The organism is Ensifer sp. KUDG1, from assembly GCF_050434285.1.
Classification (GTDB): Bacteria; Pseudomonadota; Alphaproteobacteria; order Rhizobiales; family Rhizobiaceae; genus Ensifer.
Genome location: NZ_JBNDIG010000001.1, coordinates 111,507 through 136,415, shown reverse-complemented (window position 1 = coordinate 136,415; position 24,909 = coordinate 111,507). Strand labels below are relative to the sequence as shown.

Genomic DNA, 24,909 nt, shown 5'->3' with positions numbered 1-24,909 from the left:
GGTGAAGCGCGCTTATTCAGCGGCTTCGCCGTCGCCCTTCTTCTCGGACTTCTCGGCAGCAATTTCCTTGCCGGTGGCCTGGTCGACGACCTTCATCGACAGGCGAACCTTGCCGCGCTCGTCGAAGCCCATGAGCTTGACCCAGACCTTGTCGCCTTCCTTGACGACATCGGTCGTCTTGGCGACGCGCTCGGAAGCGAGCTGCGAGATGTGGACGAGGCCGTCACGGGCGCCGAAGAAGTTGACGAAAGCGCCGAAGTCGGCGGTCTTCACAACGGTGCCTTCGTAGATCTGGCCGACTTCCGGCTCGGCGACGATCGAGTGGATCCACTTGCGGGCCGCTTCGATTTCCTTGCCGGACGAGGAGGCGATCTTCACGGTGCCGTCGTCTTCGATGTTGATCTTGGCGCCGGTCTTTTCGACGATTTCGCGGATGACCTTGCCGCCCGAACCGATGACTTCGCGGATCTTGTCGACCGGGATGTTCATGACTTCGATGCGCGGGGCGAATTCGCCGAGCTGGCCACGGCTTTCGGAGATGGCCTTGGCCATTTCGCCGAGGATGTGGAGACGGCCGCCCTTGGCCTGGTTGAGCGCGATGCCCATGATCTCTTCGGTGATGCCCTCGATCTTGATGTCCATCTGGAGCGAGGTGATACCGGCGTCGGTACCAGCGACCTTGAAGTCCATGTCGCCGAGGTGGTCTTCGTCGCCGAGGATGTCGGAGAGAACGGCGAAGCGCTCATCTTCCTTGATCAGGCCCATGGCGATACCGGCAACCGGCTTTGCAAGCGGAACGCCAGCGTCCATGAGGGCGAGCGAGGTGCCGCAGACGGTAGCCATCGAGGACGAGCCGTTCGACTCGGTGATCTCGGAAACGACGCGCAGCGTGTAGGGGAATTGCTCGGCTTCCGGCAGCATCGGGCGGATAGCGCGCCAGGCGAGCTTGCCGTGACCGATTTCGCGACGGCCCGGGGAGCCCATGCGACCGGTTTCGCCGACCGAGTAGGGCGGGAAGTTGTAGTGCAGCATGAAGCGTTCTTTGTACATGCCGGTCAGGCTGTCGACGTACTGTTCGTCTTCGCCGGTGCCGAGCGTGGCAACGACGATCGCCTGCGTCTCACCGCGGGTGAACAGGGCCGAACCGTGGGTACGCGGCAGAAGGCCGACTTCCGAAACGATCGCCCGAACGGTTTCGAGATCGCGGCCGTCGATGCGGCTCTTGGTGTCGAGGATGTTCCAGCGAACGATCTTGGCCTGCAGGTGCTTGAAGACGGCGCCGATGACTTCGGCAGTGTGCTTCGGCTCGGCGCCTTCCGGGAAGAAGTGTGCCTTCACCTTTGCCTTGACGGCGTCGACGGCAGCGTAGCGGGCAGCCTTCTCGGTGATCTTGTAGGCGTCGCGCAGTTCGGCTTCGGCCATGCCGAGCATTTCGGCTTCGAGCGCGGAATGATCTTCCGGCTGGAAGTCGCGCGGCTCCTTGGCGGCAACTTCAGCGAGCTTGATGATCGCGTCGATGACCGGCTGGAAACCCTTCTGGCCGAATACGACGGCGCCGAGCATGACGTCTTCCGCCAGTTCCTTGGCTTCCGATTCAACCATCAGCACGGCTTCCTGCGTACCGGCGACGACGAGGTCGAGGGTCGATTCGTCCATCTCGTCGAGATGCGGGTTCAGCACGTACTGGCCGTTGATGTAGCCGACGCGCGCGCCGCCGATCGGACCCATGAACGGGACACCCGACAGCGTCAGCGCAGCAGAAGCGGCAACCATCGACAGGACGTCGGGGTTGTTTTCGAGGTCATGCTGCATGACCGTGACGACGACCTGGGTGTCGTTCTTGTAGCCCTCGGGGAACAGCGGGCGGATCGGGCGGTCGATCAGGCGCGAAACAAGCGTTTCGTTTTCGCTCGGACGGCCTTCGCGCTTGAAGTAGCCACCCGGGATCTTGCCGGCGGCGTAGGTCTTTTCCTGGTAGTTGACGGTCAGCGGGAAGAAGTCCTGGCCCGGCTTCGGCGCCTTGGCCGAAACGACGGTGGCGAGAACGACGGTTTCGCCGTAGGTGGCGAGAACGGCGCCGTCAGCCTGACGGGCGACCTTGCCGGTTTCGAGCTTGAGCGGACGCCCAGCCCATTCGATTTCAACCTTGTGGGTATCGAACATGTTCTGTCCTTCGTGTGCGGCGGACCTCTCCGCGGCTGTTGCAGCGCGGGCGGTCGAAGGGCCGCATGAAATGGCGCATCACGGGCAAGACAACGGGAGGCTTCACGCTTTAATCGGCTGGTTTCCGCTTTGCCCGTCCACCCGCTTTGAAGCGGCGTTTCCGGCAAGCAGGGGCCGAAGCATCCTGCAATCCTGCCCCATGACGGGCCATCGGTTGATCCGCGATACCGGCCCATCCGGCTCGCTGGACGCTCTCGTTTAGCCACGTTTCCTATGCGGCTGGAGAGTTTAATCGTCGAGCGTTCAACGCTCCATAAAAAAGCCGGCGGGCCGCAAAGACCCGCCGGATAAGTCGCTTAGCGACGGATGCCCAGGGCACCGATCAGCTTGGTGTAGCGCGCTTCGTCTTTCTTCTTCAGATAGTCGAGGAGCGAACGACGGCTGGAAACCATCGCGAGCAGACCACGGCGGGAATGGTTATCCTTCTTGTGGCCCTTGAAGTGTTCGGTCAGGTTGTTGATCCGTTCCGTCAGGATAGCAACCTGGACTTCCGGAGAACCGGTGTCGCCTTCAACGGTTGCAAATTCCTTGATGAGCTGAGCCTTACGCTCTGCAGCAATCGACATCGGATGATCCTTTCGATTTCGAGGATTTAGGGACGCCGTCAGCCGGGATGTCGTCCAGCTGCGGCCGTGAATGCAACGGGCATTTAGCCTTTTGCTGGCGTGCCTATAAACGAATTGGATGAAAAAGGAAAGGGTCATGGACCGGCGCTCGCGAAGGCCGGCGGATGGCCTCAATAACCGGTCGGGCACCGCTCCATCGGAGGCGATTTTATCCGGCCGCGATCGGCAGCTGTGCGGCTCGGATCGGCGGAGAAAACCCGCCGGCGGCCGGTCATGGCGCGTCGTCTTCGCCGGCCTGTCGCGGCACGGTGATCCGCCACTCGATACCGTCGGCATGCATCGTCCGCTCCAGTACCGCATTCAGGGCCATGCCGAGCATGCGTTCGAGCACGAGCGTTCCAAAACCCTTGCGGATCGGGTCTGAGGGCTTGCCCGCGAGATCGGCCCCCTCCTCCCGCCAGCGAATGGCGATGCCCGCATCCTCCAGCGACCAGCTCAGCTTGACGACGCCAGTGGTATTGGCGAGCGCGCCGTATTTGGTGGCATTGGTCGCGAGCTCGTGCAGCGCCATGCCGAGCGTCTGGGCGATCTGGGTTTCGAGCCGCAAAGGCGGACCGGACAGGATCACCCGCCTCGGATCGTCAGGCGTGAACGGTTGCAGCTGGTTCTGGGCCAGTTCCCGGAAATCCACCCCTTGGGCGGCATTGGCGATCATCAGGTCGGTGGAGCGGGCGAGCCCGGCGATGCGCTTGCGGAAACTGTCGGCGAAATCGGCGGCGCTCTCGGCCGAATAGACCGACTGGTTCAACATCGACTGGATCACCGTCAGCTGGTTCTTCGAGCGGTGCGCCACCTCGCGCATCAGGAACCGGATTTCGCTCTCCGCCTTGGTGCGTGCGGCTGCCGCCCGCGCCAGTGCCGCTGAGACCTGCTCGACCTCGGCGATCATGTGCGGGCGCGGCTCGATCCGCTCGCCGGCGCCAAGGCGGCGCGCATCCTGCGCCACGAGCTTCACACCCTGCGACAGGAGCCGCGCGATGGCCAGCGAACCGGCGATAGCGATGCCAGCAAAGATGATGCCGCCGAGCGAAAGCCACAGGAACGACCAGACGGCGGGCGCATCGACGATCGAGCGCGGCGCCCAGGCGATGATCCGCCAGCCGGTGATGACAGAGAATTCGGTCGCCACCCGATATTCCGTGCCGTTCTCCTTGATGTTGCGAACGCCGATGCTGATCGCCGGAACCTTGTCGAGAAAGAACGGCTTGCCGGCCTTGACCGCCGCATCCGAGGAGATGATGACCTTTCCCGAGCCGTCGACGAGGGCCGCGTTCCAGCCGGGCGACAGCGTATCGCGGTTGACGGCCTTGGCCATGTTCTCGGCGTTTTGCGTCAAGGCCAGCAGGTAGTCCTCACCGGTCGAGAGTTTGGCCGGCAGATAGACGTTGAACACCCATTTTCCGGCGGTCTTGCCGAAGAAGACATTGGAGACGAGCGGCGCGCCGTTGTTGGTGAAGGCGCGCTCGATGGAGTCCGGGTCGGACCCCTTGCCGAGCTGCGTGCCGAAGGGAACGCGGGTGTTGAGCCGCTGCTCGTGCTTGCGATCGATGACGATCAGGTAGGAATCGGTCTGGGCCAGCGCTGTCGAGGCTCTCTCGTAAAAGGCCTGCAAATTGGCGTCCTCGATAGCCCGCGAGGTCGACAGCACCTTCAGCGTCGTCAGCATGCCCTCGATGTCGCGCTCCACGATGCGCGTCACCGATCCGGTCGAGGCCTGCAGCAGCGAGGTGATAACCTGCTCCTGCGCGTCGACGCTGCGCTTCAGCACGACCAGCGAAAAGATGAAGGCCGGAACGATGGCGACCAGCAGCAGCGACGTCAGATAGAAACTGAACGGGCGGGTCAGCCCATGGCGGGCGCGATCGACCATCGCCGCCAGGCCATTGCTTGCCCTGCGTTTTCCTTCCTCCGTCACACCGGTCACCTGCAACGTCCCTTTCCGTTCCCTGCCGGCGGCATCAACGCCTTGGGCGCACGTCGCCGCAAATGGCGCAACCGCCAAACGGCAACGAAACGCGATACGGAAACGGAACCACCTCGGATGGACTGGGAACCCATGCCGGGATCATGCGTCAAGGATCAAGCAAAGGCAAATGGTTCCGGGCGCTTAGCTTCCGGCGAAGACACGCTTGGGGCGGAATTCGCCCTCGGCGATCTCACCGATCGCGACCAGCTTGCCGCGCGCCGTGGCATAGGCCTCGGGCGTCGCCAGCGGTGCGTCGCGGCCGCGCAGGATGATGGGATTGCCCATTCTGAGACGGTGCGCCTGGTCGTCGTTGACAGGCACGTGCGGCAGGCTGGAAAGCGCTTCGCCGGTCTCGATCAGATAGGCGTCGAGTGCCGCCAGACGTTCCTGCTCGTCCTCGATCTTTTCCAAAGCCACCAGGTCGGCAAGCGGCACCATGTCCTCTTCCCCGAACGGGGCGACGAAGGTACGGCGCAGCGACGCGATGTGGCCGAAACACCCGAGATCGCGGCCCATGTCGCGGGCGAGCGAGCGCACATAGGTGCCCTTGCCGCATTCGATTTCGAAATGGGCGAGATTGGGTGCAGCCCCCAGCAGCGTCAGCCGGTGGACCTCGACCTCGCGGGCCGGGATCTCGACCGTCTCGCCGTCGCGGGCGAGATCATAGGCGCGCTCGCCATCGATCTTGATCGCCGAGAACTGCGGCGGGACCTGGCTGATGACGCCGGTATATTTCGGCAGCAGCGCGCGGATCGCCTCTTCGTTCGGCCGCTCGGCCGAGGAATGGGTGACCTCGCCTTCGAGGTCGTCCGTGGAGCGCTCCTCGCCCCAGGCGACGGTGAACTCGTAGATCTTGCGCCCATCCATCACGTAAGGGACGGTCTTCGTCGCATCGCCGAGCGCAATCGGCAGCATGCCGGAGGCGAGCGGATCGAGGGTGCCGGCGTGGCCGGCCTTCTGGGCCTTGAACAGCCACTTGATCTTCGAGACGGCTTCAGTGGAGCCGAAGTCGAGCGGCTTGTCGAGGATCAGCCAGCCCGAGATCGGGCGGCCCTTGGGCTTACGCGGTTTGGACATGAAATCTACTATTCTTCGTCTTCGGTCTGGTCGAGATCGCGGCTGACTTCCGGCGAACGCAGGAGTTCATCGATCTTCTTGTAGTTGTCGAAGCTCGTATCGTCGCGGAAACGAACGTCGGGCATGTATTTCATCTGCCGAAGCTGCGGGCCGAGACGGCCGCGAATGTACTTGGCGTTGCGGTTCAGCGCGTCGATGACTTCGTCATGGTTGGGTACGCCGAGCGGGGTCACGTAGGCGGTGGCGATCTTCAGATCCGGCGACATGCGCACTTCCGAGATCGCGATGACGGTCTTTTCGATCACGGGATCGCGAACTTCGCCGCGCTGCAGAACCTGCGTGATCGCAGCACGCACCTGTTCACCGACACGCAGCATGCGCTGGGAAGGGGCAGAGGATGTGGCTTTGGTCATGGTCGTTGGCTTTCCAAGGTATTGCGCCCGCCCGGGGCGGCAATCCGTTTTATTCTTAAGCGTAATATAGCGTCCCTGCCTCAGGCACGGGTAGCCCTGATTGCCTGCGCCCGCTTTCTTTGACGCAGCCCCAGAAAGACGCCCGTAGCGGTCAACACGAGCGCGGACAGCAGATGGATCAGTTCGAACTGCGGATGAGCGCAACCCTCATTGATAGCCGACTGCCATACCTGGTGCTCGGCATCTCCCCAGGATGTGATGGCGATCATCAGGAGGAGGCCGCCGAGAAGACTCCCGACCCAAAGCAGCGCCCGAAGGCGCAAAACCACTGAACCGATAAACAGACAGAAAAGCGCCGCCAGGCCGACCCAATTGGTCAGGAAAGCGGCCACCTCGTTGAAAACCGAGAAATTCTGCCCATCCCATCCGGGATAGATCTTGTCGCAGACTTCCGCGAAAGCCGGCGTCCGCCAAAACGACACAACAGCGGCCAAGGCCGCCGTTGTGCAGATTTGCCGGGCTTTCAGCCCCATTAGAGCGTCCGGGTGATATGCTCGACGCGGAAGCACTCGATCGTATCGCCGGCGCGGATGTCTTCGTAGTTCTCGAAGGCCATGCCGCATTCCTGACCGACGTTGACTTCAGAGACTTCGTCCTTGAAGCGCTTGAGGGTCTTGAGCTTGCCTTCGTGGATAACGACGTTGTCGCGAACCAGACGGACGCCGACGCCACGCTCGACCTTGCCTTCGGTGACGCGGCAACCCGCGACCTTGCCGACCTTGGTGATGTTGAACACCTCCAGGATCTCGGCGTTGCCGAGGAAGGTTTCGCGACGCTCCGGCGAGAGCAGACCCGACATCGCCGCCTTCACGTCATCCACCAGATCGTAGATGATGTTGTAGTAGCGGATCTCGATGCCGGCACGCTCGGCGGCCGAACGGGCCTGCGAGTTGGCGCGGACGTTGAAGCCGATAATCGCGGCGTTCGATGCCTCGGCGAGCGAGATATCGGACTCGGTGATACCACCGGCACCCGAATGCACGATGCGTGCACGCACTTCGTCGGTTCCGAGCTTGTCGAGAGCACCGGCGATCGCTTCGATCGAGCCCTGCACGTCGCCCTTGATGACCAGCGGGAACTCCTTGAGACCGGAGGTCTGGAGTTGGGTCATCATCTGCTCGAGCGAACCGCGCGAGCCGGACTGACGGGCAACCTGCTTCTCGCGGGCGAGACGCTGGCGGTATTCGGAGATCTCGCGAGCGCGGCTTTCGTTTTCGACGACGGCGAACTTGTCACCAGCAGCCGGCGTACCCGACAGGCCGAGAACCTCGACCGGCATCGACGGGCCAGCTTCCTTGACGTGTTCGCCCTTGTCGTTGACGAGCGCGCGCACACGGCCCCACTGATCACCGGCGACGATGATCTGGCCCGGACGCAGCGTGCCCTTCTGAACGAGTACGGTCGCAACCGCACCACGGCCACGGTCAAGCTCGGCTTCGACCACCGTACCTTCGGCCGTCCGGTTCGGATTGGCGCGCAGGTCGAGGATTTCCGCCTGGAGTAGGATCGCTTCCAGCAGCTTGTCGAGGTTGGTGCCGTTCTTCGCGGAGACTTCCACGTCGAGAACTTCACCGCCCATGGATTCGACGAAGACTTCGTGCTGCAGCAGTTCGGTGCGAACCTTCTGCGGGTTTGCCGTCGGCTTGTCGACCTTGTTGATCGCCACGATGATCGGAACACCCGCCGCCTTGGCGTGGTTGATCGATTCGATCGTCTGCGGCATCACGCTGTCGTCAGCCGCAACCACCAGGATTGCGATGTCGGTCGCCTGGGCACCACGGGCACGCATGGCGGTGAACGCCGCGTGGCCGGGGGTGTCGATGAAGGTGATCTTGTTGCCGTTCTGCTCGACCTGGTAGGCGCCGATATGCTGGGTGATGCCACCGGCTTCGCCGGCAACCACGTTGGCATGACGGATGGCGTCGAGCAGCGAGGTCTTGCCGTGGTCGACGTGACCCATGATCGTAACGATGGGCGGACGCGGCTCCATTTCTTCGTCCGAGTCCGAAACGTTGAAGATGCCTTCCTCGACGTCGGATTCCGAAACGCGCTTGACCGTGTGGCCGAATTCGCCAGCGATGAGTTCGGCCAGATCGGCGTCGATCAGATCGCCGGGCTTCATCATCTGACCTTCCTTCATCAGGTACTTGATGACATCGACGGCGCGTTCAGACATGCGCTGCGACAGTTCCTGAATGGTGATGGTTTCGGGCAGGATGACTTCGCGAGAAATCTTCTCGCGGGTTTCCTGCATCTGGCTGCGCTTGAACTTCTCCTGGCGACGACGCATGGCCGACAGCGAGCGAGCGCGCTGGCCGGCATCCTCATCGCCCGCGGTGCTCAGCGTCAGCTTGCCCTGGCGGCGACCATCGTCACCCTTCGGGCGGGCCGGAACCTTTGCCGGCTCCGGACGCACGACCTTGCCGCGAACCGGACCTGCGCCAGGACGCGGACCACGATCCTCATCCTTTTCGTTGTCGACCTTGCGGCCGCGCAGCGCGCCGGCCGGAGCCGGGGTCGGAAGTCCAGTTGCAGCTTCGGCAGGCCGTGCAGCCTGCGGGCGGCCGTCGGCGCGACGCTCGGTGGAAGCGGGTGCGCGAGCTGCCGCGGGGCGCTCTTCGACAACCTCTTCGACCTTTGCTTCGGGCTCGACTGCCGGACGGGCGGCTTCTTCAGCGGCGCGGCGTGCAGCTTCTTCCTTCTCCTGAAGGAGACGGGCTTCTTCCTCGCGCTTGCGACGTGCTTCGTTCTCGGCGCGGATGACCGCTTCTTCGGCGTCGCGGATCTGCGCTTCGGCCAGAGCACGGCGGCGTGCATCGATCTCACCGGCTGAAAGCTGGTTCAGAACGACACCCACACGCGGCCGGTTGGCCTGGTTGGCTTCCTGGCGCGTCGAGTGCTGCTGCGGCTGCGGGGCCGGGCGGCCGGAAGGCTGCGGCTGAGCCGGACGCTGCTCGACCGGGCGTGCGGCGGGAGCCGCGGCAACCGGCGTGATCGGGCGCTCGTCCTTAGGGCGATGGAAGGGGCGTTTCTTGGTTTCGACCACGACCGCCTTGGTGCGGCCACGGCCCATGTCCTGACGCACGGTCCCCTGCGAAACCCCGTGGGGCTTCAGGGTCAGCGTCTTCTTGCCTGCTGCGCTGCCTGTCTTGTCGTCGTTGTTGTCGGTCATTCCGTTCCGTTCCTAGCGATCAGGGCCGGATGCGTATCACCTGACCCTGTCTTCCAAATTGTCTCAAACAATGTACGCGATGCCAGACTGTGCCGGTGACTCGGGTCATTGCTGTGGCTTGCCAGCGCCGCCTTCGGCCCGGACCGGGACGGATCCTCGGTACTTTTCGAGCATGATTGCGCGCTTCACTACACCCTCACCCGCCTGCCCTGCAAGCGCTGCGGCATGGATAAAAGCATTACTTCCTAAAAGGCCCTCCATTTCCGCCCCGGTGAAGGGACGGAACGAAGGTATTTCCGTTTCGTCGTCGGCCACGAAGCTCATCGCCTTGCGGGCCTGGTCTATCTTGCGCACGCCGTCGGCGGCAGCATCGGCCGCGTGGAACACGGCAAGCGCTGCCAGACCGCGCACGGCCTGCTCCGTCTTCGTCGCGCCGGAGATGAACTGGGCCGCCTTGCGCGCCAAGTTCATCATTCCGGCCAGCTGCTCACCGAGCAGCCGGTCGACATCGTCGGCGAGCGTCGCGTCAGCCTTGACGTCCGCCTTGAGTGCGCGGGCGAAGAACTTCTTCGCCACCGCCTTCTCGATCAGCGCCCGCTCGGCCTTCACCCAGCAGCCGCGGCCCGGAAGCTGACGCTTCAGATCCGGAACGACGCGACCGTCGGGCCCGGCCACGAAGCGGATCAGCTCATCGGGCGATCCGCTTTCGCGGGTGACGATGCAGGTCCGCGTGCTGCCGCTGCGATCCTTCGGACCCCCATCTACAGGCAGGGTGTCCGAAGGCAGGCTGTCGGCCTCATCAGAGACGGTCATCGCCCTTAAGCGTCCTGCTCGGCGCCTTCGGCAACGTCGATCGGCTCTTCACCTTCGACCTCGTCGCTTGCCAGGTCCTCTTCCGTGATCCAGCCAGCTGCAAGGCGGGCCTGAACGATCATGGCTTCGGCTTCGGCGCGCGAGACTTCGAACTTCGAGAAGGTGCCCTCGAAACGCTTGGTCTCGCCGTCCTTGCGTTCGCTCCAGCCGACGAGATCGTCCGCGGCGCAACCAGCAAAGTCTTCGACCGTTTTGATGCCTTCTTCGCCGAGCGCAACGAGCATCTGGCTCGTCAGGCCGTCGATCGAGCGCAGTTCGTCGGCGACGCCGAGTTCCTTGCGCTTGGCATCCAGTTCGGCTTCCAGCTTTTCCAGGAACTCGCGGGCGCGGGTCTGGATTTCGGTCGCGGTCTCGTCGTCGAAGCCGTCGATCGAGGCGATTTCGTCGAGATCGACATAGGCAAGCTCCTCGACGGCGGCAAAGCCTTCGGAAGCCAGAACCTGGCCGACCATTTCATCGACGTCGAGCGCGTCCATGAACAGGTTGGTGCGCTCGGTGAATTCCTTCTGGCGGCGCTCGCTCTCTTCCTGCTCGGTGAGGATGTCGATATCCCAGCCGGTCAGTTGCGAGGCGAGGCGAACGTTCTGGCCGCGACGGCCGATGGCGAGCGACAGCTGCTCGTCCGGAACGACCACTTCGATGCGCTCTGCATCCTCGTCGAGAACGACCTTGGCGACTTCCGCCGGCTGCAGCGCGTTGACGATGAACGATGCCGGGTCCTGCGACCACGGAATGATGTCGATCTTTTCGCCCTGCAGTTCGCCGACGACGGCCTGAACGCGCGAACCGCGCATACCGACGCAGGCGCCGACCGGATCGATCGAGCTATCGTTGGAGACAACGGCGATCTTGGCGCGCGAACCCGGATCACGGGCAACCGACTTGATCTGGATGATGCCGTCGTAGATCTCAGGCACTTCCATGGTGAAGAGCTTCACCATGAACTGCGGATGGGTACGCGACAGGAAGATCTGCGGGCCGCGCTGTTCGCGGCGAACGTCGTAGACGAAGGCGCGGACGCGGTCGCCGTAGCGCATGTTTTCACGCGGGATCATCTCGTCGCGGCGGATGATGCCTTCGCCACGACCGAGGTCGACGATGACGTTGCCGTATTCGACGCGCTTGACCGTGCCGTTGACGATTTCGCCGACGCGATCCTTGAACTCGTCGAACTGGCGATCGCGTTCGGCTTCACGAACCTTCTGCACGATGACCTGCTTGGCCGACTGGGCGGCGATGCGGCCAAAATCCATCGGCGGCAGCGGATCGGCGATGAAGTCGCCGAGCTTGGCATCCGGGTTGCGATCGCGAGCAAGCTCGAGCGGGATCTGCGTGGAGTAATCGTCAGCCTTCTCGACCACTTCCAGAAGACGCTGCAGGCGGATTTCGCCGGTCTTGGAGTTGATGTCGGCGCGGATGTTCGATTCCGACCCATAGCGCGAGCGGGCGGCCTTCTGGATCGCGTCGGCCATCGCGGCCAGAACGATCTCACGGTCGATCACCTTTTCACGCGCGACAGCATCCGCGATCTGCAGAAGCTCGAGCCGGTTAGCACTGACTGCCATGTCTTGTCTCCGTTGGGTTGCAGGGGGGCTTCACGCTCCGCCCGACTTATTCCTCAATAGGTGAATCTTCGTCTTCGAAATTTTCATTCGCAGCGCGTGCCGCCTTCGCCTTCTTGTCGGCGGTCAGCGCATCACGGATCAAATCGTCGGTCAGGATCAGCCGCGCCTCGGAAAGCGTGGTGAACGGGATCACGACGACGGGCTCCTCGCCATAGGCAACCTGGTCGCGCTCGAGCCGGAAACCGTCGTCATCGACGGAAACGATCTTGCCGCGGAACCGCTTGCGGCCGTCGACCAGAACCGACGTCTCGCATTTCAGCAGGTGACCCTGCCAGCGGAAGAAGTCGGACTTGCGCACCATCGGGCGGTCGATGCCCGGCGACGACACTTCGAGATGATACGCCTTGTCGATCGGATCTTCCACATCGAGCACCGGCGAAATGGCCTTGGAGATCTCTTCGCAGTCCTCGACGGTCATGGTGCCGTCGGTGCGCTCGGCCATGATCTGCAGCGTCAGGCCGTTCTGGCCGGACATGCGCACGCGCACGAGCTGGTAACCCATCGGCACGATGACCGGCTCGATGATGTCGGCGACGCGCTGGTCGAGACCGGTTTCGGTGATCAGGCGGGGTTCATGTGCATTTTCAGCCGTTGTCGTATCGGACAAACGATCATCTCCTCATCGGACCGGCTAATAAAAAAGAGCGGGTCCTGACGGGCCCACTCTTCATCTACCGATCAAGAATTTGAGGCTCATATACGCCCCATCGCCGCAAATTGCAAGGCATTGGGCCGCCCGCCGCAAATGGCCGGACTGTCCGCCGGCGAGCATCTTCGCCAACAAGGTCAGTTTCAGCGGGTGGCACTTCGCGTTGTCCGGCCTATAACAGGTAACGAACCGCTTCGAGACGACAATCAAGAAACGAAGAGAGAAGACGAGGTGCCCACCCGTATTTCGCCGCTTGCCCCCTTCAAGCACGACATCTTCCGCACGATCTGGATCGCGAGCCTCGCCTCCAATTTCGGCGGCCTCATTCAATCGGTCGGCGCCGCCTGGCTGATGACCTCCATTTCCTCATCGGCGAACATGGTGGCGCTGGTGCAGGCTTCCACCTCACTGCCGATCATGCTCTTTTCGCTCGTCTCCGGCGCGCTTGCCGACAATTTCGACCGGCGGCGGATCATGCTGGTGGCGCAGTGTTTCATGCTCTTCGTCTCGGCGCTCTTGACGATCTTTGCCTATGTGGGGCTGATCACACCCTGGCTGCTCCTGCTCTTCACCTTCCTCATCGGCTGCGGCACGGCGCTCAACAACCCGTCCTGGCAGGCCTCGGTCGGCGACATGGTCCCGCGCGAAGACCTGCCAGCGGCAGTCGCGCTCAACAGCATGGGCTTCAACATCACCCGCAGCGTCGGCCCGGCGATCGGCGGTGCCATCGTTGCGGCACTCGGCGCGGCGGCAGCCTTCTTCGCCAACACGCTCAGCTATTTCGCCATCCTCTTTGCGCTGGTGCGCTGGCGTCGCGAGGTGCCGACGAACACGCTGCCGCGCGAGACGCTGGGTCGCGCCATTTCGGCTGGCCTGCGCTATGTCGCGATGTCGCCCAACATCGGCAAGGTGCTCTTGCGCGGCTTCCTCTTCGGCCTTTCGGCGAGCGCCATCCTCGCGCTTCTGCCGCTCGTCGCCCGCGACCTCGTCCAGGGCGGGCCGCTCACCTACGGCCTGATGCTCGGCGCCTTCGGCCTCGGCGCGATCGGCGGGGCGCTGCTCTCTGCCCGGCTACGCGAGAAGCTTTCGAGCGAGGCGATCGTGCGCATCGCCTTTACCGGCTTTGCCGCCAGCGCCGCGATCACGGCCTGGAGCACCTATGCCTGGCTGAGCTGTCTCGTGCTGCTTATCTCCGGCGCCTGTTGGGTGCTGGCGCTGTCGCTGTTCAACACCACCGTGCAGCTTTCGACGCCGCGCTGGGTGGTCGGCCGGGCGCTGTCGCTCTACCAGACCATGACCTTCGGGGGCATTGCCGGCGGCAGCTGGCTCTGGGGTACGGCCGCCGAACAATATGGCGCGGCCAACGCGTTGATGGGCTCCTGTCTTCTGATGTTCGCCGGGGTCGTGGTCGGCTTCCGCCTGCCCTTGCCGGAGTTCACCTCGCTCAACCTCGATCCGCTCAACCGCTTCAACGAGCCGCCGCTCGAACTGGACCTGAAGCCGCGCAGCGGCCCGATCGTCATCATGATCGACTACGAGATCGCCGACGACGATATCCCGGAGTTCCTGACGACGATGGCGGAACGCCGGCGCATCCGCATCCGCGACGGCGCCGGACACTGGGCGCTGATGCGCGATCTCGAAAACCCGACCACCTGGACCGAGACCTATCACGTGCCGACCTGGGTCGAATATGTGCGCCACAACCAGCGCCGCACCCAGGCCGACGCCGCCGTCGGCGACCGGCTGACGGCTTTGCATAGCGGCAAGACGCCACCGCGGGTGCACCGGATGATCGAGCGCCAGACGATCGTCCCGACGCATTACGAGCGCTACAAGCGACAGGTGAATGTGGACATGCACTAGCTTGTTCCGGCCCTCACGCCGATCTCGACCATGCAACGAAAAAGGCCCCGTCACGGGGCCTTTTTCGTTGCGGCAGTCGGCACACCAGCGCGTCCGGCTGCAAATGGCACTACCGCAGCTTCGCCTTCAGCGAAGCATCGGGGAAGCAGGTGGCGGCAAGGCCGCTCTTTGCCTGCCAGTCGCCAAGCGAACGGCGCGTCTTGTAGCCGGGAAGACCATCGACCTTGCCGACGTCGTAACCCTTGGCAACCAGCGCCTTCTGCATCTTGAGAACGTCCGAGCGCAGCATGTTGCCGACATCGCCCCACGTGCCGCGGAACGCGCCGCCGCCGGTGGCGATGCGGTCGGCAAGGTTGCCGATGAAAAGCGCGTAGAGGTCGGAGTTGTTGTATTCCTTGAGCACGTAGAAGTTCGGCGTGACGATGAACTCCGGCCCGTGCCGGCCTGCCGGAACCAGCATCATCGAAGATGCCGACAGTTCGTGCGACGGGAAGGCCTTGCCGGAAATCCGGGTTATGCCCTTGTTCGCCCAACTTGACAGGGGTTGGGCGAGATCCGGGCCTTCCTGCGCACAGGAGACCGCTTCCGGGATCGACACCTCAAAGCCCCAGTCGCGGTCGCGCTGCCAGCCCTTCTTGACGAGATAGTTGGCGATCGATGCCAGGCTGTCGGGCACCGAATTCCAGATGTCGCGGCGGCCGTCGCCATCGAAATCGACGGCGTATTGCAGAAAGCTCGACGGCATGAACTGCGGCTGGCCCATCGCGCCGGCCCAGGACCCGCGCATCGCGGCCTCATCAACATCGCCGCTGTCGAGAATGTGCAGGGCCGCGATCAGCTCGCGGCGAAAGAGGTCCGGCCGCGTCGACATGAAGGCTTTGGTCGCCAGCACATCGACCACCGGATAAGGGATCTTGGCACGACCGAAGCCGGATTCCCTGCCCCAGATCGCCACGATCACCGAGGCCGGTACACCATAGGTGCGCTCGATCTTCTTGAGCGTCGAGGCATGGGTGGACGCCAGGCTGCGGCCGGTGCCGGCGAGCCCCTGCAGGCGCTTTTCCGAGAAGTAGTTTCCGGGCGAGGAAAACTCCGCCTGGCTCTGCTTCTGCTCCTTCGGCTTCGGGAAGCCGGGGGGCGCCAGATCCGGCAGATCCCAGTTGAGCTTCACGTCGGAAAACGCCGCCTTGAAGGATCCGGCGGAAATGCCCGCCTTCTTCGCTTCCGGCCAGAGGTCATTCTGCAGCCAGGTGCGGAATTGCGCCTCCACATCTGCCTTGGTGGCGGCGTGGGCGGGGAGGCTGAGAGCGAGGAACGCTGCGACGGCGGCGAGGAGGTGTGCACGGGGCTTGCCTCCCTCTGCACGACCGGAAAACAGCGAACGAACCAGAGACTTCAAACGCATCGGCATCCCTTCAGATCGACGTGCGGGCGCGAAGGGCCGCTGCCAGCGTGCCCTCGTCGAGATAGTCGAGCTCGCCACCGACGGGCACGCCATGGGCAAGCCGGGTGATCTTCACCTCCATGCCTTCGAGCTGGTCGGTGATGTAGTGCGCCGTGGTCTGGCCCTCGACGGTGGCGTTGACGGCGATGATCAGTTCGCGGACACCGCCATTGGCGACGCGTTGCACCAGGCCCTTGATGTTGAGGTCGTCGGGACCGACGCCGTCGAGCGGCGAGAGCGTGCCGCCAAGCACGTGATAGGCGGCGTTCATCGCGCCGGCGCGCTCCAGCGCCCAGAGGTCGGAGACGTCCTCGACAACGATGAGCACGGAGTGGTCGCGACGCTCGTCGGAACAGACGGTGCAGGGATCGATCGTATCGACATTGCCGCAGCAGGAGCAGATGCGGACCTTGCGGTGCGCTTCGCCCATGGCGTCGGCGAGCGGACCGAGCAACTGGTCCTTCTTCTTGACGAGATGGAGGGCGGCACGCCGTGCGGAGCGTGGCCCAAGCCCCGGGACTTTCGCCAGGAGCTGGATAAGTTTTTCGATTTCGGGGCCGGTGACTCGTTTTGCCATGCGGCGCTTTTAGCCCATATCGGCCCGAAACGGAATCGCCTTCGAAACGCCGTCAACGCGGCATCCGGCGGCCTTCACTGCCAGCATGCGAAGGAAGCGGCCGACGAGACCGCCCGCTTCCCGAACCTAACGCCTGGAAGCGATCAGAACGGCAGCTTCATGCCGGGCGGGATCGGCAGGCCGGCGGTCAGCTCGCGGGTCTTTTCCGCCTGCACGGCCTCGGCCTTGTCCTTGGCGTCCTTGTGGGCGGCGACGATCAAGTCTTCGAGGATCTCGACGTCGTCCTCCTTGAACAGCGAGGGATCGATCTTCAGGCTCTTGAGGGTGCCCTTGCCGTCGAGGCGAACCGTGACGAGGCCACCGCCGGAGGTGCCGTCGACTTCGAGCGCGGCGATTTCCGCCTGCATCTTCTCCATCTTGGCCTGCATTTCCTTGACCTTGCCCATCATCCCCATGATGTCGCGCATCGTCGTCTCCTGTTCTTCTGTTTCTGCTCGCAGACGGGAACTATTCGATGTCGTCGCCAGGGACGATATCGCCGTCGGCGGATTCGGCTGTGGCCGGAGCCTGGCTCTCGACCTCTTCTTCAACGGCGCGAATGCGCACGTCGGTGATCTTGGCACCCGGGAACCGGGCGAGAATGGCGGCGACATCGGGATCCTGGCGTGCGTCGTTAACACGCTGCTCCTGCGCCCGCTGTTCCGCCTCGATCAGTGTCGGCTCGCCGGCCTCGCGGCTGTAGCTGACGATCCAGTGGATACCGGTCCATTCCTTGAGCTTGACCGCAACTTCGCCAAGCAGCGTCTTCGGCGCGTCGTCCGAGACGTTGACGTCGAGGCGACCGGGCTCGATCCGCACGAGCCGCAGGAAACCGCGCACGAGCGTCTTCAGCTTGATGTCGCGGTTCTTGGCGCAGAGATCGGCGATGTCGGCGATCGAATTGACCGGCACCGACGGCTGCGGCTTGGCCGCAGGCGCCGGCATCGGGCGTTCTTCGATGCGGCCGACCGCAACCGCCTGGGGTGCTACGTCCGGAACGGCGCGCAGCATGGTCGCACCATTGCTCGTCGGGCGTTGCACCGGCATCGGCTGCGATGCCTGGGCCGACACGGACACGGAAGCCTGGGCCTGAGCGCCGCCGCCGTTTCCACCCGAAGGGCCAGGACGCGCGCCGCCGCCTTCATTGCCGGAAAGCTCCAGCAAGCGCCGCGCAGCCTCTTCCGGCGCCGGCAGATGTGCCGCATGCGCCAGGCGGATCAGCACCATTTCGGCAGCCCCCGCCGGGCGCGACGAGCTTTCGGCTTCCGGAATACCCTTGAGCAGCATCTGCCAGATGCGCGACAGTGCGGTGACCGCGACGCTTTCGGCGAAAGCAGCACCGCGGGTGCGCTCGATCTCGCTCAAGGACTGGTCGTTGACCGCCTCGGGCACGTATTTCATGCGGGTGACGAGATGGGTGAAATCGGCAAGATCGGTCAAGACGACCGTCGGGTTGGCGCCGGCCTCATACTGAGCGGTGAATTCCTCGAGGGCCGCGGCGACATCGCCTTTGACGACGTGTTCGAAGAGATCGACGATGCGGGCGCGGTCGGCAAGGCCGAGCATCGAGCGCACGGTCTCCACCTCGACGGCGCCGCCGCCGTGGGCGATCGCCTGGTCGAGCAGCGACAGGCCGTCACGGGCAGAACCTTCGGCGGCGCGGGCGACCATGGCGAGCGCCTCCGGATCGAAGGAGACGCCTTCCTTGCCGAGGATCGTCGAAAACAGGCCGACGAGATCCGATGCGCTGATGCGGCGCAGGTCGAAGCGCTGGCAGCGCGACAGAACCGTGATCGGCACTTTGCGGATTTCGGTGGTGGCGAAGATGAACTTCACGTGCTCCGGCGGCTCTTCGAGCGTCTTCAGCAGGCCGTTGAAAGCCTGGGTCGAGAGCATGTGCACTTCGTCGATGATGTAGACTTTATAGCGGGCCGAAACCGGGCGGTAGCGGACCTGCTCGATGATCTCGCGGATATCGTCGATGCCGGTGTGCGAAGCGGCGTCCATTTCGATGACGTCGACATGACGTCCATCCATGATCGCCTGGCAATGTTCGCCCGGGACCCTGAGATCGATGGTCGGCCGGTCGATATCCGGCGTCTTGTAATTGAGCGCGCGAGCGAGGATGCGGGCGGTGGTGGTCTTGCCGACCCCGCGCACGCCGGTCAGCATATAGGCCTGGGCGATGCGACCGGTTTCGAACGCGTTGGTGAGCGTGCGCACCATCGGTTCCTGTCCGACCATCAGGTCGGAGAAATCCTTGGGGCGATATTTGCGCGCCAGAACACGGTAGGCGGCTGGTTTCTCAACGGATGAAATGGACGTATCGTCGCTCATCGACCCTGCCGCTGTTCGAACTCTTGTCCCGACAGGACGGAAAAGGTGGGAGGCTGGCACGATGACCCGTGCCGGAGCTCGTTGGGGCTGCTTCCTTCCGGACCTGACCCGGTTGGCGAGTGGCTCGTCCACCACCAACCTCCCGGCTTCCATATCGGCAATATCGAAAGCAAATGCAAGCCAAGCCATCAAAAAACTGATATCGATATGCAAAACAAGGCGAATCCGCCATTCTCAATAGCCGAGGAGAACCCGTTGACGACCTTCACCCTCGACGAGCGGCTCGAACGCGACGGCATTCCGATCGCCTCGATCGGGCTTTGCCAGATGCGGCTGATGAACGACCGCCGTTGGCCCTGGCTCGTGCTCATTCCCCAGCGTGAAGGCATTTCGGAGATCTTCGACCTCACCCCGCTCGACCAGACGATGCTGACCTTCGAAACGACCATGGCGGCGACGGCGCTGAAGAAAGTCACAGGCGCCGAGAAGATCAATATCGGCGCGTTGGGCAACATCGTCCGGCAGCTTCATGTGCATATCATCGCCCGCAGCGACGGCGACCCGAACTGGCCGGGGCCGGTCTGGGGCTTCGGCAAGGCGGAGCCGTGGGACGAGAAAGAACATCAGGCCTTCGCAGCCCGCATTCTGGAAAACCTCTGAACATGACGAAATCGATCTTTGACCTTCGCAGCCCGCATCCAGAGCCAAGCACCCTCGTCGCCTTCTCGGAGAATCATCTGGATCGACAGTCGGAGCACCGGGCCGACGATTGCGTCGAGGTGGCGCTGAAGCACCCGGGCGCGCACTTCCTCGCCTTCTCCGGACCGAAGCTCATCGTCAAGCATGACGAGAAGATCATCGACCCCCTGTTTGCGCCTTATGAGCTCGAAGGCCTCGAACCCGTTCTCGACGAGACGATCCTGCTCGGCTACCTCGCAAACGGCGAGCCCCGGCTGGCGGTGCCGACGGGTCTCACCGAAGAGACGATCACCGAGCCCTTCAAGATCGCCGATGGCCGCACCCTCTATCGCCAGCAGATGCTGCCGGAGGAACTGCTTGGCCAGTTCGCGCAAGGCTCGAGCCTGATTACCTGGAATGCCAACAACCGCTTCTGCGGCCGCTGCGCCGGCCCGATGGAAGGCAAGGCCGGCGGCTACCGCCGAATCTGCACCGCCTGCGGCCACATGGTCTTCCCGCGGACCGACCCTGTCGTCATCATGATGACGATCGACCTTGAGCGCGAACTCTGCCTGCTCGGCCGCAGCCCGCACTTCGCGCCGGGGATGTATTCCTGCCTTGCCGGCTTCGTCGAGCCGGGCGAGACGATCGAAAACGCCGTGCGCCGCGAAACGCTCGAGGAGTCCGGCATCCATATCGGCCGGGTGCGCTACCATGCTTCGCAGCCCTGGCCGATGCCGCACACGCTGATGATCGGCTGCTATGCCGAGGCGAAATCGACCGTCATCAAGCGCGACGAACAGGAGCTGGAGGACGTGCGCTGGTTCACGCGCGAGGAAACGACCGCGATGCTCGAACGCTCGACCGGGGTCGCAGACACCGGTGACGCGCATATTCCGCCACCCAAGGGCGCAATCGCACACCAGCTGATGCGCGACTGGCTCGCCTGGGGCGAGCGGGCGTAGGCGCGCTCTAGAGGAGACCGGCCTTGTCCCGCTCCGAACGGCTGCTCGACCTCCTCCAAGTGCTCCGGCGCTACCGCCAGCCCGTGAGCGGTCAGCGGCTGGCGGAAGAAACCGGCGTCAGCCTCCGAACGCTCTACCGCGACATCGCCAGCCTCCAGGCGCAAGGAGCCGATATCGAGGGCGAACCTGGGCTCGGCTATGTGCTCAAGCCAGGTTTCATGCTGCCGCCGATGATGTTTTCCGCCGAGGAGATCGAGGCGCTGGTGCTCGGCTCGCGCTGGGTCTCCAAGCGCACCGACGACGATCTCGCCGGTGCTGCCGCCAATGCGCTCGCCAAGATCGCCGCCGTGCTGCCTGCCGAGCTTCGCGAGGAACTTGACAGTTCGACCCTGCTCGTTGGCCCGAGCCCGCCGGCCACCAACGGCATCGACATCGCGGCGCTCCGGCGCGCGATCCGCAACGAACGCAAGGTGGAACTCGACTACGTCGACAATGACGGCAGCGCGACGCAGCGTACCATCTGGCCCTTTGCACTTGGCTTCTTCGAGAACGTGCGCATGGTCATGGCCTGGTGCGAGCTGCGCCTGGACTTCCGGCACTTTCGCGCCGACCGCATGCAGCGGATGGCGGTGACCGAGGCGCGCTATCCTCGCCGCCGGCAGGTGCTGATGAAGGATTGGCGCGCAAGCCAGAACATGGCGGCATCAAAACGCCAGACGGTCGGCTCCTGACGGGCGCTCATGCGCTGATGCTGACAGAAACTGGCAGCGGCCAGTCCTAGCCTTGGCACTCCCGCAACAAGGAGGAAAACCATGGCCAAGGCAAATCTCATCGTTCTCTACGTCAAGGATCCGCTCGCAAGCGTGACGTTCTACCGGGCGGTTCTCGCGCAGGAACCGCAGGTCGCCTACCAGACCTTCTCGTCCTTCGAGCTGCCCGGCGGTTTCACCCTCGGGCTCTGGGCCGAACATACGGTCGCGCCGGAGCCGGCGGCATCGGGCAGCCGATCGGAACTGGCGTTCATGGTGGAGGACGAGAGCGCGGTGCGCGCACATTACGAGGATTGGAAGGGGAAAGGCCTGCCGGTTGCGCAGGAATTGACCGAGATGGATTTCGGTCCGACTTTCGTCGCGCTCGATCCGGATGGTCACCGGCTGCGCGTCTGCCTCTACGATTCTTAAGCGAGAGGGTATGCAGCGCGCATCCCGCCCGCCTGAAGCGGCGGGATGCGCGAATGGTGCGGATTAGCGGCCGTAAACGGCGGCCTGGATCTGCGAACGGGACAGACCGATGTCGCTCAGTGCGTGATCGTCGAGAGCGTTCAGCTCGCGGATCGCACGGCGGGTCTTCGCATATTCCATGATCTTCTGACGGATCTTCATCTTTAAAACTCCTTACTTGACGAGCGTCAAATAGGCATTTGCCTAAAATTTGTGTAGCGCCACGATTGCAAACTAGGCATGCGCCAGACGCGTAGCCGGTTAACGAACTTTTGCCACTTTCGCCCCCGTAGGGCGTGGCGAAACCAACGATTCTCTCGGAGAATCATCGCGGACGGAACGCGCAGGAATTAAGCGTGATGCTGTAAAAGTCTTAGCCAGATGGCAGATCCGCGAATATACGGCGCAAGAAGACCGCAACCATAGGCTTTATTTTGATTAGAAATCAGGCGCACTCGGGACCTGCAGCCTCCAGCTGAGGGCAAAGCTGCGGGCAAGCGAAAGCGACCGCCCCACGGCTTAGCCGGAGGCGGTCGGAGCCTGCCTCCGCAGGCTTTTCTCTCAGAAGTCTGGCGCCGGAGCGGATCTGTTCAGAGAACGCCGCGCATTGGGTGCGCGTTATAGGTTCCGAGGATGCGGACCTTTTCGGAGAAGAAACGCAGCTCGTCCATGGCGTGGCGCACGCCGACATCGTCCGGGTGCCCTTCAATATCCGCATAGAACTGCGTCGCCACGAACCGGCCGCCGAGCTGGTAGCTTTCGAGCTTGGTCATGTTGATGCCGTTGGTGGCGAAACCGCCCATGGCCTTGTAGAGCGCTGCCGGGATGTTGCGGACATTGAAAACGAAGGTGGTGATGATCAGCTCTTCGTCGCTGGTCCGGGATATGCGCTGCTCTTCGCGGGACAAGACGACGAAGCGGGTGACGTTGCTCTCGGTATCCTCGACATTTTCAGCGATGATTTCGAGGCCATAGAGATCGGCGGCCAGCCGCGGCGCGAGCGCTGCCATCGAGCGGTCGCCCTTTTCTGAAACGAGCTTTGCCGCGCCGGCGGTATCGCCGGCGACGACTGGCTTCCAGCCGTTGGAACGCACGATCTTGCGGCATTGACCAAGCGCATGGATATGGCTGTGCACGGTGCGGATCTCATCACGGGTGACACCCGGAAGCACCATCAGCTGGAAGCGGATCGGCATGAAGTATTCGCCGACGATGTGCAGCCGCGATTCCGGCAGGAGGTGATGGATGTCGGCGACGCGGCCGGCGATCGTGTTCTCGATCGGGATCATCGCCAGATCTGCGTCGCCGTTCTCGACCGCGACGAAGGCATCCTCGAAGGTCTGACAGGGCAACGGCTCCATCGACGGGAACATGTCGCGGCAGGCCATGTCGGAATTGGCGCCATAGTCGCCCTGGAAGGAAATCCTGTTGGTCTTGGCGGTCACGGTAGCGTCCTTCTCAGGTTCTGATATCAGCGGTTACGGGCGGACAGGATGCGGCGGGCCTTTTCCAGCTCCACCGGGGTGTCCACACCAAGCGGGACCGAATCGACGATCTCGACATCGATGCGCATGCCGGCTTCGAGCGCACGCAGCTGCTCCAGCGATTCGCGGCGCTCGAGCACGGAGGGCCGAAGCGAGACGAAACGCTCCAGCGCCTGGCGGCGATAGGCATAGAGCCCGATGTGGTGATAGAGCGGGCCTTCGCCATAGGGCGCGGTCGCGCGGGTAAAATAGAGCGCGCGCAGGCGCGTGTCCGAAAGCGGCGAGCCGACGACCTTGACGATGTTCGGGTTGGTCTTCTCGCTCTCTTCGGTGATCGCCACCGTCAGTGTCGCTATATCGGTGGCGGCATTTTCGAGCGGGTTCAGCGCCGCGCGGATCGATGCTGGCTCGACCGTCGGCAGGTCGCCCTGGACGTTGATGACGATCTCGGCCCCGCCGTTCGGATCGGCCTTCTGCAGCGCTTCGTAGATCCGATCGGAACCGGACTGGTGGTCGATGCGGGTCATGATCGCTTCGAAGCCGGCCTCGCGCACCACGTCGAAAACCTGCTGGTCGTCGACGGCAACGACGACGCGGCCGACGTCCGCTTCCTGCGCTCGGGTCGCTACCTGGACGATCATCGGCAGGCCGCAAATGTCGGCGAGCGGCTTTCCGGGTAGGCGTGTCGAAGCCATGCGCGCCGGAATGAGCACGATGACTTTACCTGAATTTTCGCGATTCATGATCTGGCCTTCAAAAACCCCGCCGAAAGTGTCAATAAGTCTCAGTTAGGGGCCGATAATCACTGTTGCAACGCAGAGCCAAAAGACATAGGTTCCGCGCGATTTCAAGATAGGCCGGGTTTTTGTTTGCGCCGGTGGCAAAGGGAGCGTTTGCAGATGAATTCATATGTGAACATGGGCGTGGGCGCCTTTCTGGGAACGGTCTTCGTTCTGATGTCCGTGTCCATTGCATCGGAAGGCATTTTCCATTCCGAAGCTCCCGAAAAGGAAGGCTTTACGATCGTCGCCGAAGAAGGCACGTCTGAAGCCGGTGCCGGCGGTGCCGCAGAAGTCGAAGTCGACATCAAGCCGCTGCTGCTCAAGGCCGATGCTTCCGCTGGTGAAGCCGTGTTCAAGAAATGCGCAAGCTGTCACACCGCCGACAAGGGCGGCGCAAACAAAGTCGGTCCGAACCTCTGGGGCCTCGTCAACCGCCCGATCGCTTCGCATGAGGGCTTCAGCTACTCGGCCGGCATGAAGACGTTTGCCGAAGGCGGCAAGGTCGTCTGGGACTACGACCACCTCAGCTACTTCATCGAAGCACCGAAGAAGCACGTTCCGGGCACCGCCATGGGCTTTGCCGGCGTCAAGAAGCCCGACGAGCGCGCCAACCTGATTGCCTGGCTGCGCGAGCAGGCCGACGCTCCGGCCGCACTGCCGGACGCATCCGCCGGTTCTGCCGAAGCAGCTCCGGCTGCCGGCGAAGCAGCTCCGGCTGCTGGCGCCGAAGGTGCAAAGCCGGCCGAAGCCCCGGCAACCGAGACCAAGCCGGCCGAAGGCCAGCCGGCACCGGCGCAATAAGTTCAGCGGTCGGAAACGACCCTTTTGCTAAA

Annotated in this window: 23 protein-coding genes and 1 other RNA gene; 6 read left to right on the top strand and 18 right to left on the bottom strand. The window is 63.4% G+C overall.

All coding sequences use genetic code 11. The features are described from left to right. Positions 1-12: 12 nt before the first annotated feature. The 10 genes from pnp to rimP all read right to left on the bottom strand — a co-directional run bounded on the left by pnp (position 13) and on the right by rimP (position 12,642). A complete protein-coding gene (gene pnp / locus M2267_RS00680; protein ID WP_043611841.1) occupies positions 13-2,163 on the bottom strand; it encodes a polyribonucleotide nucleotidyltransferase in 2,151 nt (716 codons plus the stop codon). Positions 2,164-2,519: 356 nt separating this feature from the next. Further along, positions 2,520-2,789: a 30S ribosomal protein S15 gene (rpsO, locus tag M2267_RS00675; RefSeq protein ID WP_029742369.1), complete on the bottom strand. Its 270-nt coding sequence runs from the start codon at positions 2,787-2,789 to the stop codon at positions 2,520-2,522. A gap of 271 nt (positions 2,790-3,060) precedes the next feature. Further along, on the bottom strand, positions 3,061-4,773 hold the full coding sequence (locus M2267_RS00670; RefSeq protein WP_429111902.1) for a sensor histidine kinase: 1,713 nt from the start codon (positions 4,771-4,773) through the stop codon (positions 3,061-3,063). Positions 4,774-4,956: 183 nt separating this feature from the next. Continuing rightward, on the bottom strand, positions 4,957-5,892 hold the full coding sequence (gene truB / locus M2267_RS00665; protein WP_429111900.1) for a tRNA pseudouridine(55) synthase TruB: 936 nt from the start codon (positions 5,890-5,892) through the stop codon (positions 4,957-4,959). An 8-nt stretch (positions 5,893-5,900) separates the two neighbouring features. Continuing rightward, positions 5,901-6,305 carry a 30S ribosome-binding factor RbfA gene (rbfA, locus tag M2267_RS00660; RefSeq protein WP_043611838.1) on the bottom strand — a complete coding sequence of 135 codons (405 nt, stop codon included), beginning with the start codon at positions 6,303-6,305 and terminating at the stop codon, positions 5,901-5,903. Between the two features lie 80 nt (positions 6,306-6,385). Continuing rightward, positions 6,386-6,838, bottom strand: a complete 453-nt coding sequence (locus M2267_RS00655) for a hypothetical protein (protein WP_429111898.1) — start codon at positions 6,836-6,838, stop codon at positions 6,386-6,388. Continuing rightward, positions 6,838-9,537: a translation initiation factor IF-2 gene (gene infB, locus M2267_RS00650; RefSeq protein ID WP_429111896.1), complete on the bottom strand. Its 2,700-nt coding sequence runs from the start codon at positions 9,535-9,537 to the stop codon at positions 6,838-6,840. Before infB ends, M2267_RS00655 begins: the two co-directional genes overlap by 1 nt. 105 nt (positions 9,538-9,642) lie before the next feature. Beyond that, positions 9,643-10,350 carry an RNA-binding protein gene (locus M2267_RS00645; protein ID WP_043611830.1) on the bottom strand — a complete coding sequence of 236 codons (708 nt, stop codon included), beginning with the start codon at positions 10,348-10,350 and terminating at the stop codon, positions 9,643-9,645. A gap of 5 nt (positions 10,351-10,355) precedes the next feature. Beyond that, complete coding sequence (nusA, locus tag M2267_RS00640; RefSeq protein ID WP_192448181.1) at positions 10,356-11,975, bottom strand: transcription termination factor NusA; 1,620 nt, start codon at positions 11,973-11,975, stop codon at positions 10,356-10,358. A gap of 46 nt (positions 11,976-12,021) precedes the next feature. Then, entirely contained in the window at positions 12,022-12,642 is a 621-nt protein-coding gene (gene rimP / locus M2267_RS00635) for a ribosome maturation factor RimP (protein ID WP_043611825.1), read from the bottom strand. A gap of 273 nt (positions 12,643-12,915) precedes the next feature. Here rimP and M2267_RS00630 point away from each other — a divergent pair, with 273 nt between their 5' ends. Next, positions 12,916-14,550: an MFS transporter gene (locus M2267_RS00630; RefSeq protein WP_192448182.1), complete on the top strand. Its 1,635-nt coding sequence runs from the start codon at positions 12,916-12,918 to the stop codon at positions 14,548-14,550. Positions 14,551-14,659: 109 nt separating this feature from the next. Here M2267_RS00630 and M2267_RS00625 read toward each other — a convergent pair whose 3' ends face one another. The 5 genes from M2267_RS00625 to ffs all read right to left on the bottom strand — a co-directional run bounded on the left by M2267_RS00625 (position 14,660) and on the right by ffs (position 19,090). After that, on the bottom strand, positions 14,660-15,955 hold the full coding sequence (locus tag M2267_RS00625; RefSeq protein WP_429111893.1) for a lytic murein transglycosylase: 1,296 nt from the start codon (positions 15,953-15,955) through the stop codon (positions 14,660-14,662). Positions 15,956-15,965: 10 nt separating this feature from the next. Beyond that, on the bottom strand, positions 15,966-16,571 hold the full coding sequence (recR, locus tag M2267_RS00620; RefSeq protein ID WP_029742358.1) for a recombination mediator RecR: 606 nt from the start codon (positions 16,569-16,571) through the stop codon (positions 15,966-15,968). A 143-nt stretch (positions 16,572-16,714) separates the two neighbouring features. Beyond that, complete coding sequence (locus M2267_RS00615; protein ID WP_029742357.1) at positions 16,715-17,038, bottom strand: YbaB/EbfC family nucleoid-associated protein; 324 nt, start codon at positions 17,036-17,038, stop codon at positions 16,715-16,717. Positions 17,039-17,078: 40 nt separating this feature from the next. Beyond that, positions 17,079-18,947, bottom strand: coding sequence for a DNA polymerase III subunit gamma/tau (locus tag M2267_RS00610; protein WP_429111891.1), 1,869 nt, complete (start codon positions 18,945-18,947; stop codon positions 17,079-17,081). Between the two features lie 45 nt (positions 18,948-18,992). After that, positions 18,993-19,090, bottom strand: an RNA gene (gene ffs, locus M2267_RS00605) — signal recognition particle sRNA small type. Between the two features lie 64 nt (positions 19,091-19,154). On the opposite strand from ffs, the gene M2267_RS00600 reads away from it, so the two are divergent. From M2267_RS00600 to M2267_RS00585, 4 genes are all read left to right on the top strand, one after another. After that, on the top strand, positions 19,155-19,607 hold the full coding sequence (locus tag M2267_RS00600; protein ID WP_052201563.1) for an HIT domain-containing protein: 453 nt from the start codon (positions 19,155-19,157) through the stop codon (positions 19,605-19,607). 2 nt (positions 19,608-19,609) lie between these two features. Further along, on the top strand, positions 19,610-20,590 hold the full coding sequence (gene nudC / locus M2267_RS00595) for an NAD(+) diphosphatase (RefSeq protein WP_429111889.1): 981 nt from the start codon (positions 19,610-19,612) through the stop codon (positions 20,588-20,590). A gap of 23 nt (positions 20,591-20,613) precedes the next feature. Then, a complete protein-coding gene (locus tag M2267_RS00590) occupies positions 20,614-21,321 on the top strand; it encodes a helix-turn-helix transcriptional regulator (RefSeq protein WP_043611807.1) in 708 nt (235 codons plus the stop codon). A gap of 81 nt (positions 21,322-21,402) precedes the next feature. Continuing rightward, complete coding sequence (locus tag M2267_RS00585) at positions 21,403-21,771, top strand: VOC family protein (protein ID WP_429111887.1); 369 nt, start codon at positions 21,403-21,405, stop codon at positions 21,769-21,771. A 63-nt stretch (positions 21,772-21,834) separates the two neighbouring features. Here the strand turns inward: M2267_RS00585 and M2267_RS00580 are convergent, their stop codons facing one another. The 3 genes from M2267_RS00580 to M2267_RS00570 all read right to left on the bottom strand — a co-directional run bounded on the left by M2267_RS00580 (position 21,835) and on the right by M2267_RS00570 (position 24,037). Further along, positions 21,835-21,972, bottom strand: a complete 138-nt coding sequence (locus M2267_RS00580; RefSeq protein WP_064817013.1) for a DUF1127 domain-containing protein — start codon at positions 21,970-21,972, stop codon at positions 21,835-21,837. Between the two features lie 428 nt (positions 21,973-22,400). Further along, positions 22,401-23,255, bottom strand: a complete 855-nt coding sequence (locus tag M2267_RS00575; protein ID WP_043611803.1) for a prephenate dehydratase — start codon at positions 23,253-23,255, stop codon at positions 22,401-22,403. Between the two features lie 26 nt (positions 23,256-23,281). Then, complete coding sequence (locus M2267_RS00570) at positions 23,282-24,037, bottom strand: 3-deoxy-manno-octulosonate cytidylyltransferase (RefSeq protein ID WP_429111885.1); 756 nt, start codon at positions 24,035-24,037, stop codon at positions 23,282-23,284. 156 nt (positions 24,038-24,193) lie between these two features. Here M2267_RS00570 and M2267_RS00565 point away from each other — a divergent pair, with 156 nt between their 5' ends. Continuing rightward, a complete protein-coding gene (locus M2267_RS00565; protein WP_192448190.1) occupies positions 24,194-24,877 on the top strand; it encodes a c-type cytochrome in 684 nt (227 codons plus the stop codon). Positions 24,878-24,909: the final 32 nt, after the last annotated feature.

Bases quoted from the DNA above. Each gene is read 5' to 3' on its own strand.
- M2267_RS00565 (WP_192448190.1), top strand. From the start codon at position 24,194: ATGAATTCATATGTGAACATGGGCGTGGGCGCCTTTCTGGGAACGGTC.
- M2267_RS00600 (WP_052201563.1), top strand. From the start codon at position 19,155: ATGCAAAACAAGGCGAATCCGCCATTCTCAATAGCCGAGGAGAACCCG.
- rbfA (WP_043611838.1), bottom strand. From the start codon at position 6,305: ATGACCAAAGCCACATCCTCTGCCCCTTCCCAGCGCATGCTGCGTGTC.
- infB (WP_429111896.1), bottom strand. From the start codon at position 9,537: ATGACCGACAACAACGACGACAAGACAGGCAGCGCAGCAGGCAAGAAG.
- rpsO (WP_029742369.1), bottom strand. From the start codon at position 2,789: ATGTCGATTGCTGCAGAGCGTAAGGCTCAGCTCATCAAGGAATTTGCA.
- nudC (WP_429111889.1), top strand. From the start codon at position 19,610: ATGACGAAATCGATCTTTGACCTTCGCAGCCCGCATCCAGAGCCAAGC.
- recR (WP_029742358.1), bottom strand. From the start codon at position 16,571: ATGGCAAAACGAGTCACCGGCCCCGAAATCGAAAAACTTATCCAGCTC.
- M2267_RS00585 (WP_429111887.1), top strand. From the start codon at position 21,403: ATGGCCAAGGCAAATCTCATCGTTCTCTACGTCAAGGATCCGCTCGCA.
- M2267_RS00655 (WP_429111898.1), bottom strand. From the start codon at position 6,838: ATGGGGCTGAAAGCCCGGCAAATCTGCACAACGGCGGCCTTGGCCGCT.
- M2267_RS00570 (WP_429111885.1), bottom strand. From the start codon at position 24,037: ATGAATCGCGAAAATTCAGGTAAAGTCATCGTGCTCATTCCGGCGCGC.
- nusA (WP_192448181.1), bottom strand. From the start codon at position 11,975: ATGGCAGTCAGTGCTAACCGGCTCGAGCTTCTGCAGATCGCGGATGCT.
- pnp (WP_043611841.1), bottom strand. From the start codon at position 2,163: ATGTTCGATACCCACAAGGTTGAAATCGAATGGGCTGGGCGTCCGCTC.
- M2267_RS00580 (WP_064817013.1), bottom strand. From the start codon at position 21,972: ATGAAGATCCGTCAGAAGATCATGGAATATGCGAAGACCCGCCGTGCG.
- M2267_RS00645 (WP_043611830.1), bottom strand. From the start codon at position 10,350: ATGACCGTCTCTGATGAGGCCGACAGCCTGCCTTCGGACACCCTGCCT.
- M2267_RS00615 (WP_029742357.1), bottom strand. From the start codon at position 17,038: ATGCGCGACATCATGGGGATGATGGGCAAGGTCAAGGAAATGCAGGCC.
- M2267_RS00610 (WP_429111891.1), bottom strand. From the start codon at position 18,947: ATGAGCGACGATACGTCCATTTCATCCGTTGAGAAACCAGCCGCCTAC.
- M2267_RS00625 (WP_429111893.1), bottom strand. From the start codon at position 15,955: ATGCGTTTGAAGTCTCTGGTTCGTTCGCTGTTTTCCGGTCGTGCAGAG.
- truB (WP_429111900.1), bottom strand. From the start codon at position 5,892: ATGTCCAAACCGCGTAAGCCCAAGGGCCGCCCGATCTCGGGCTGGCTG.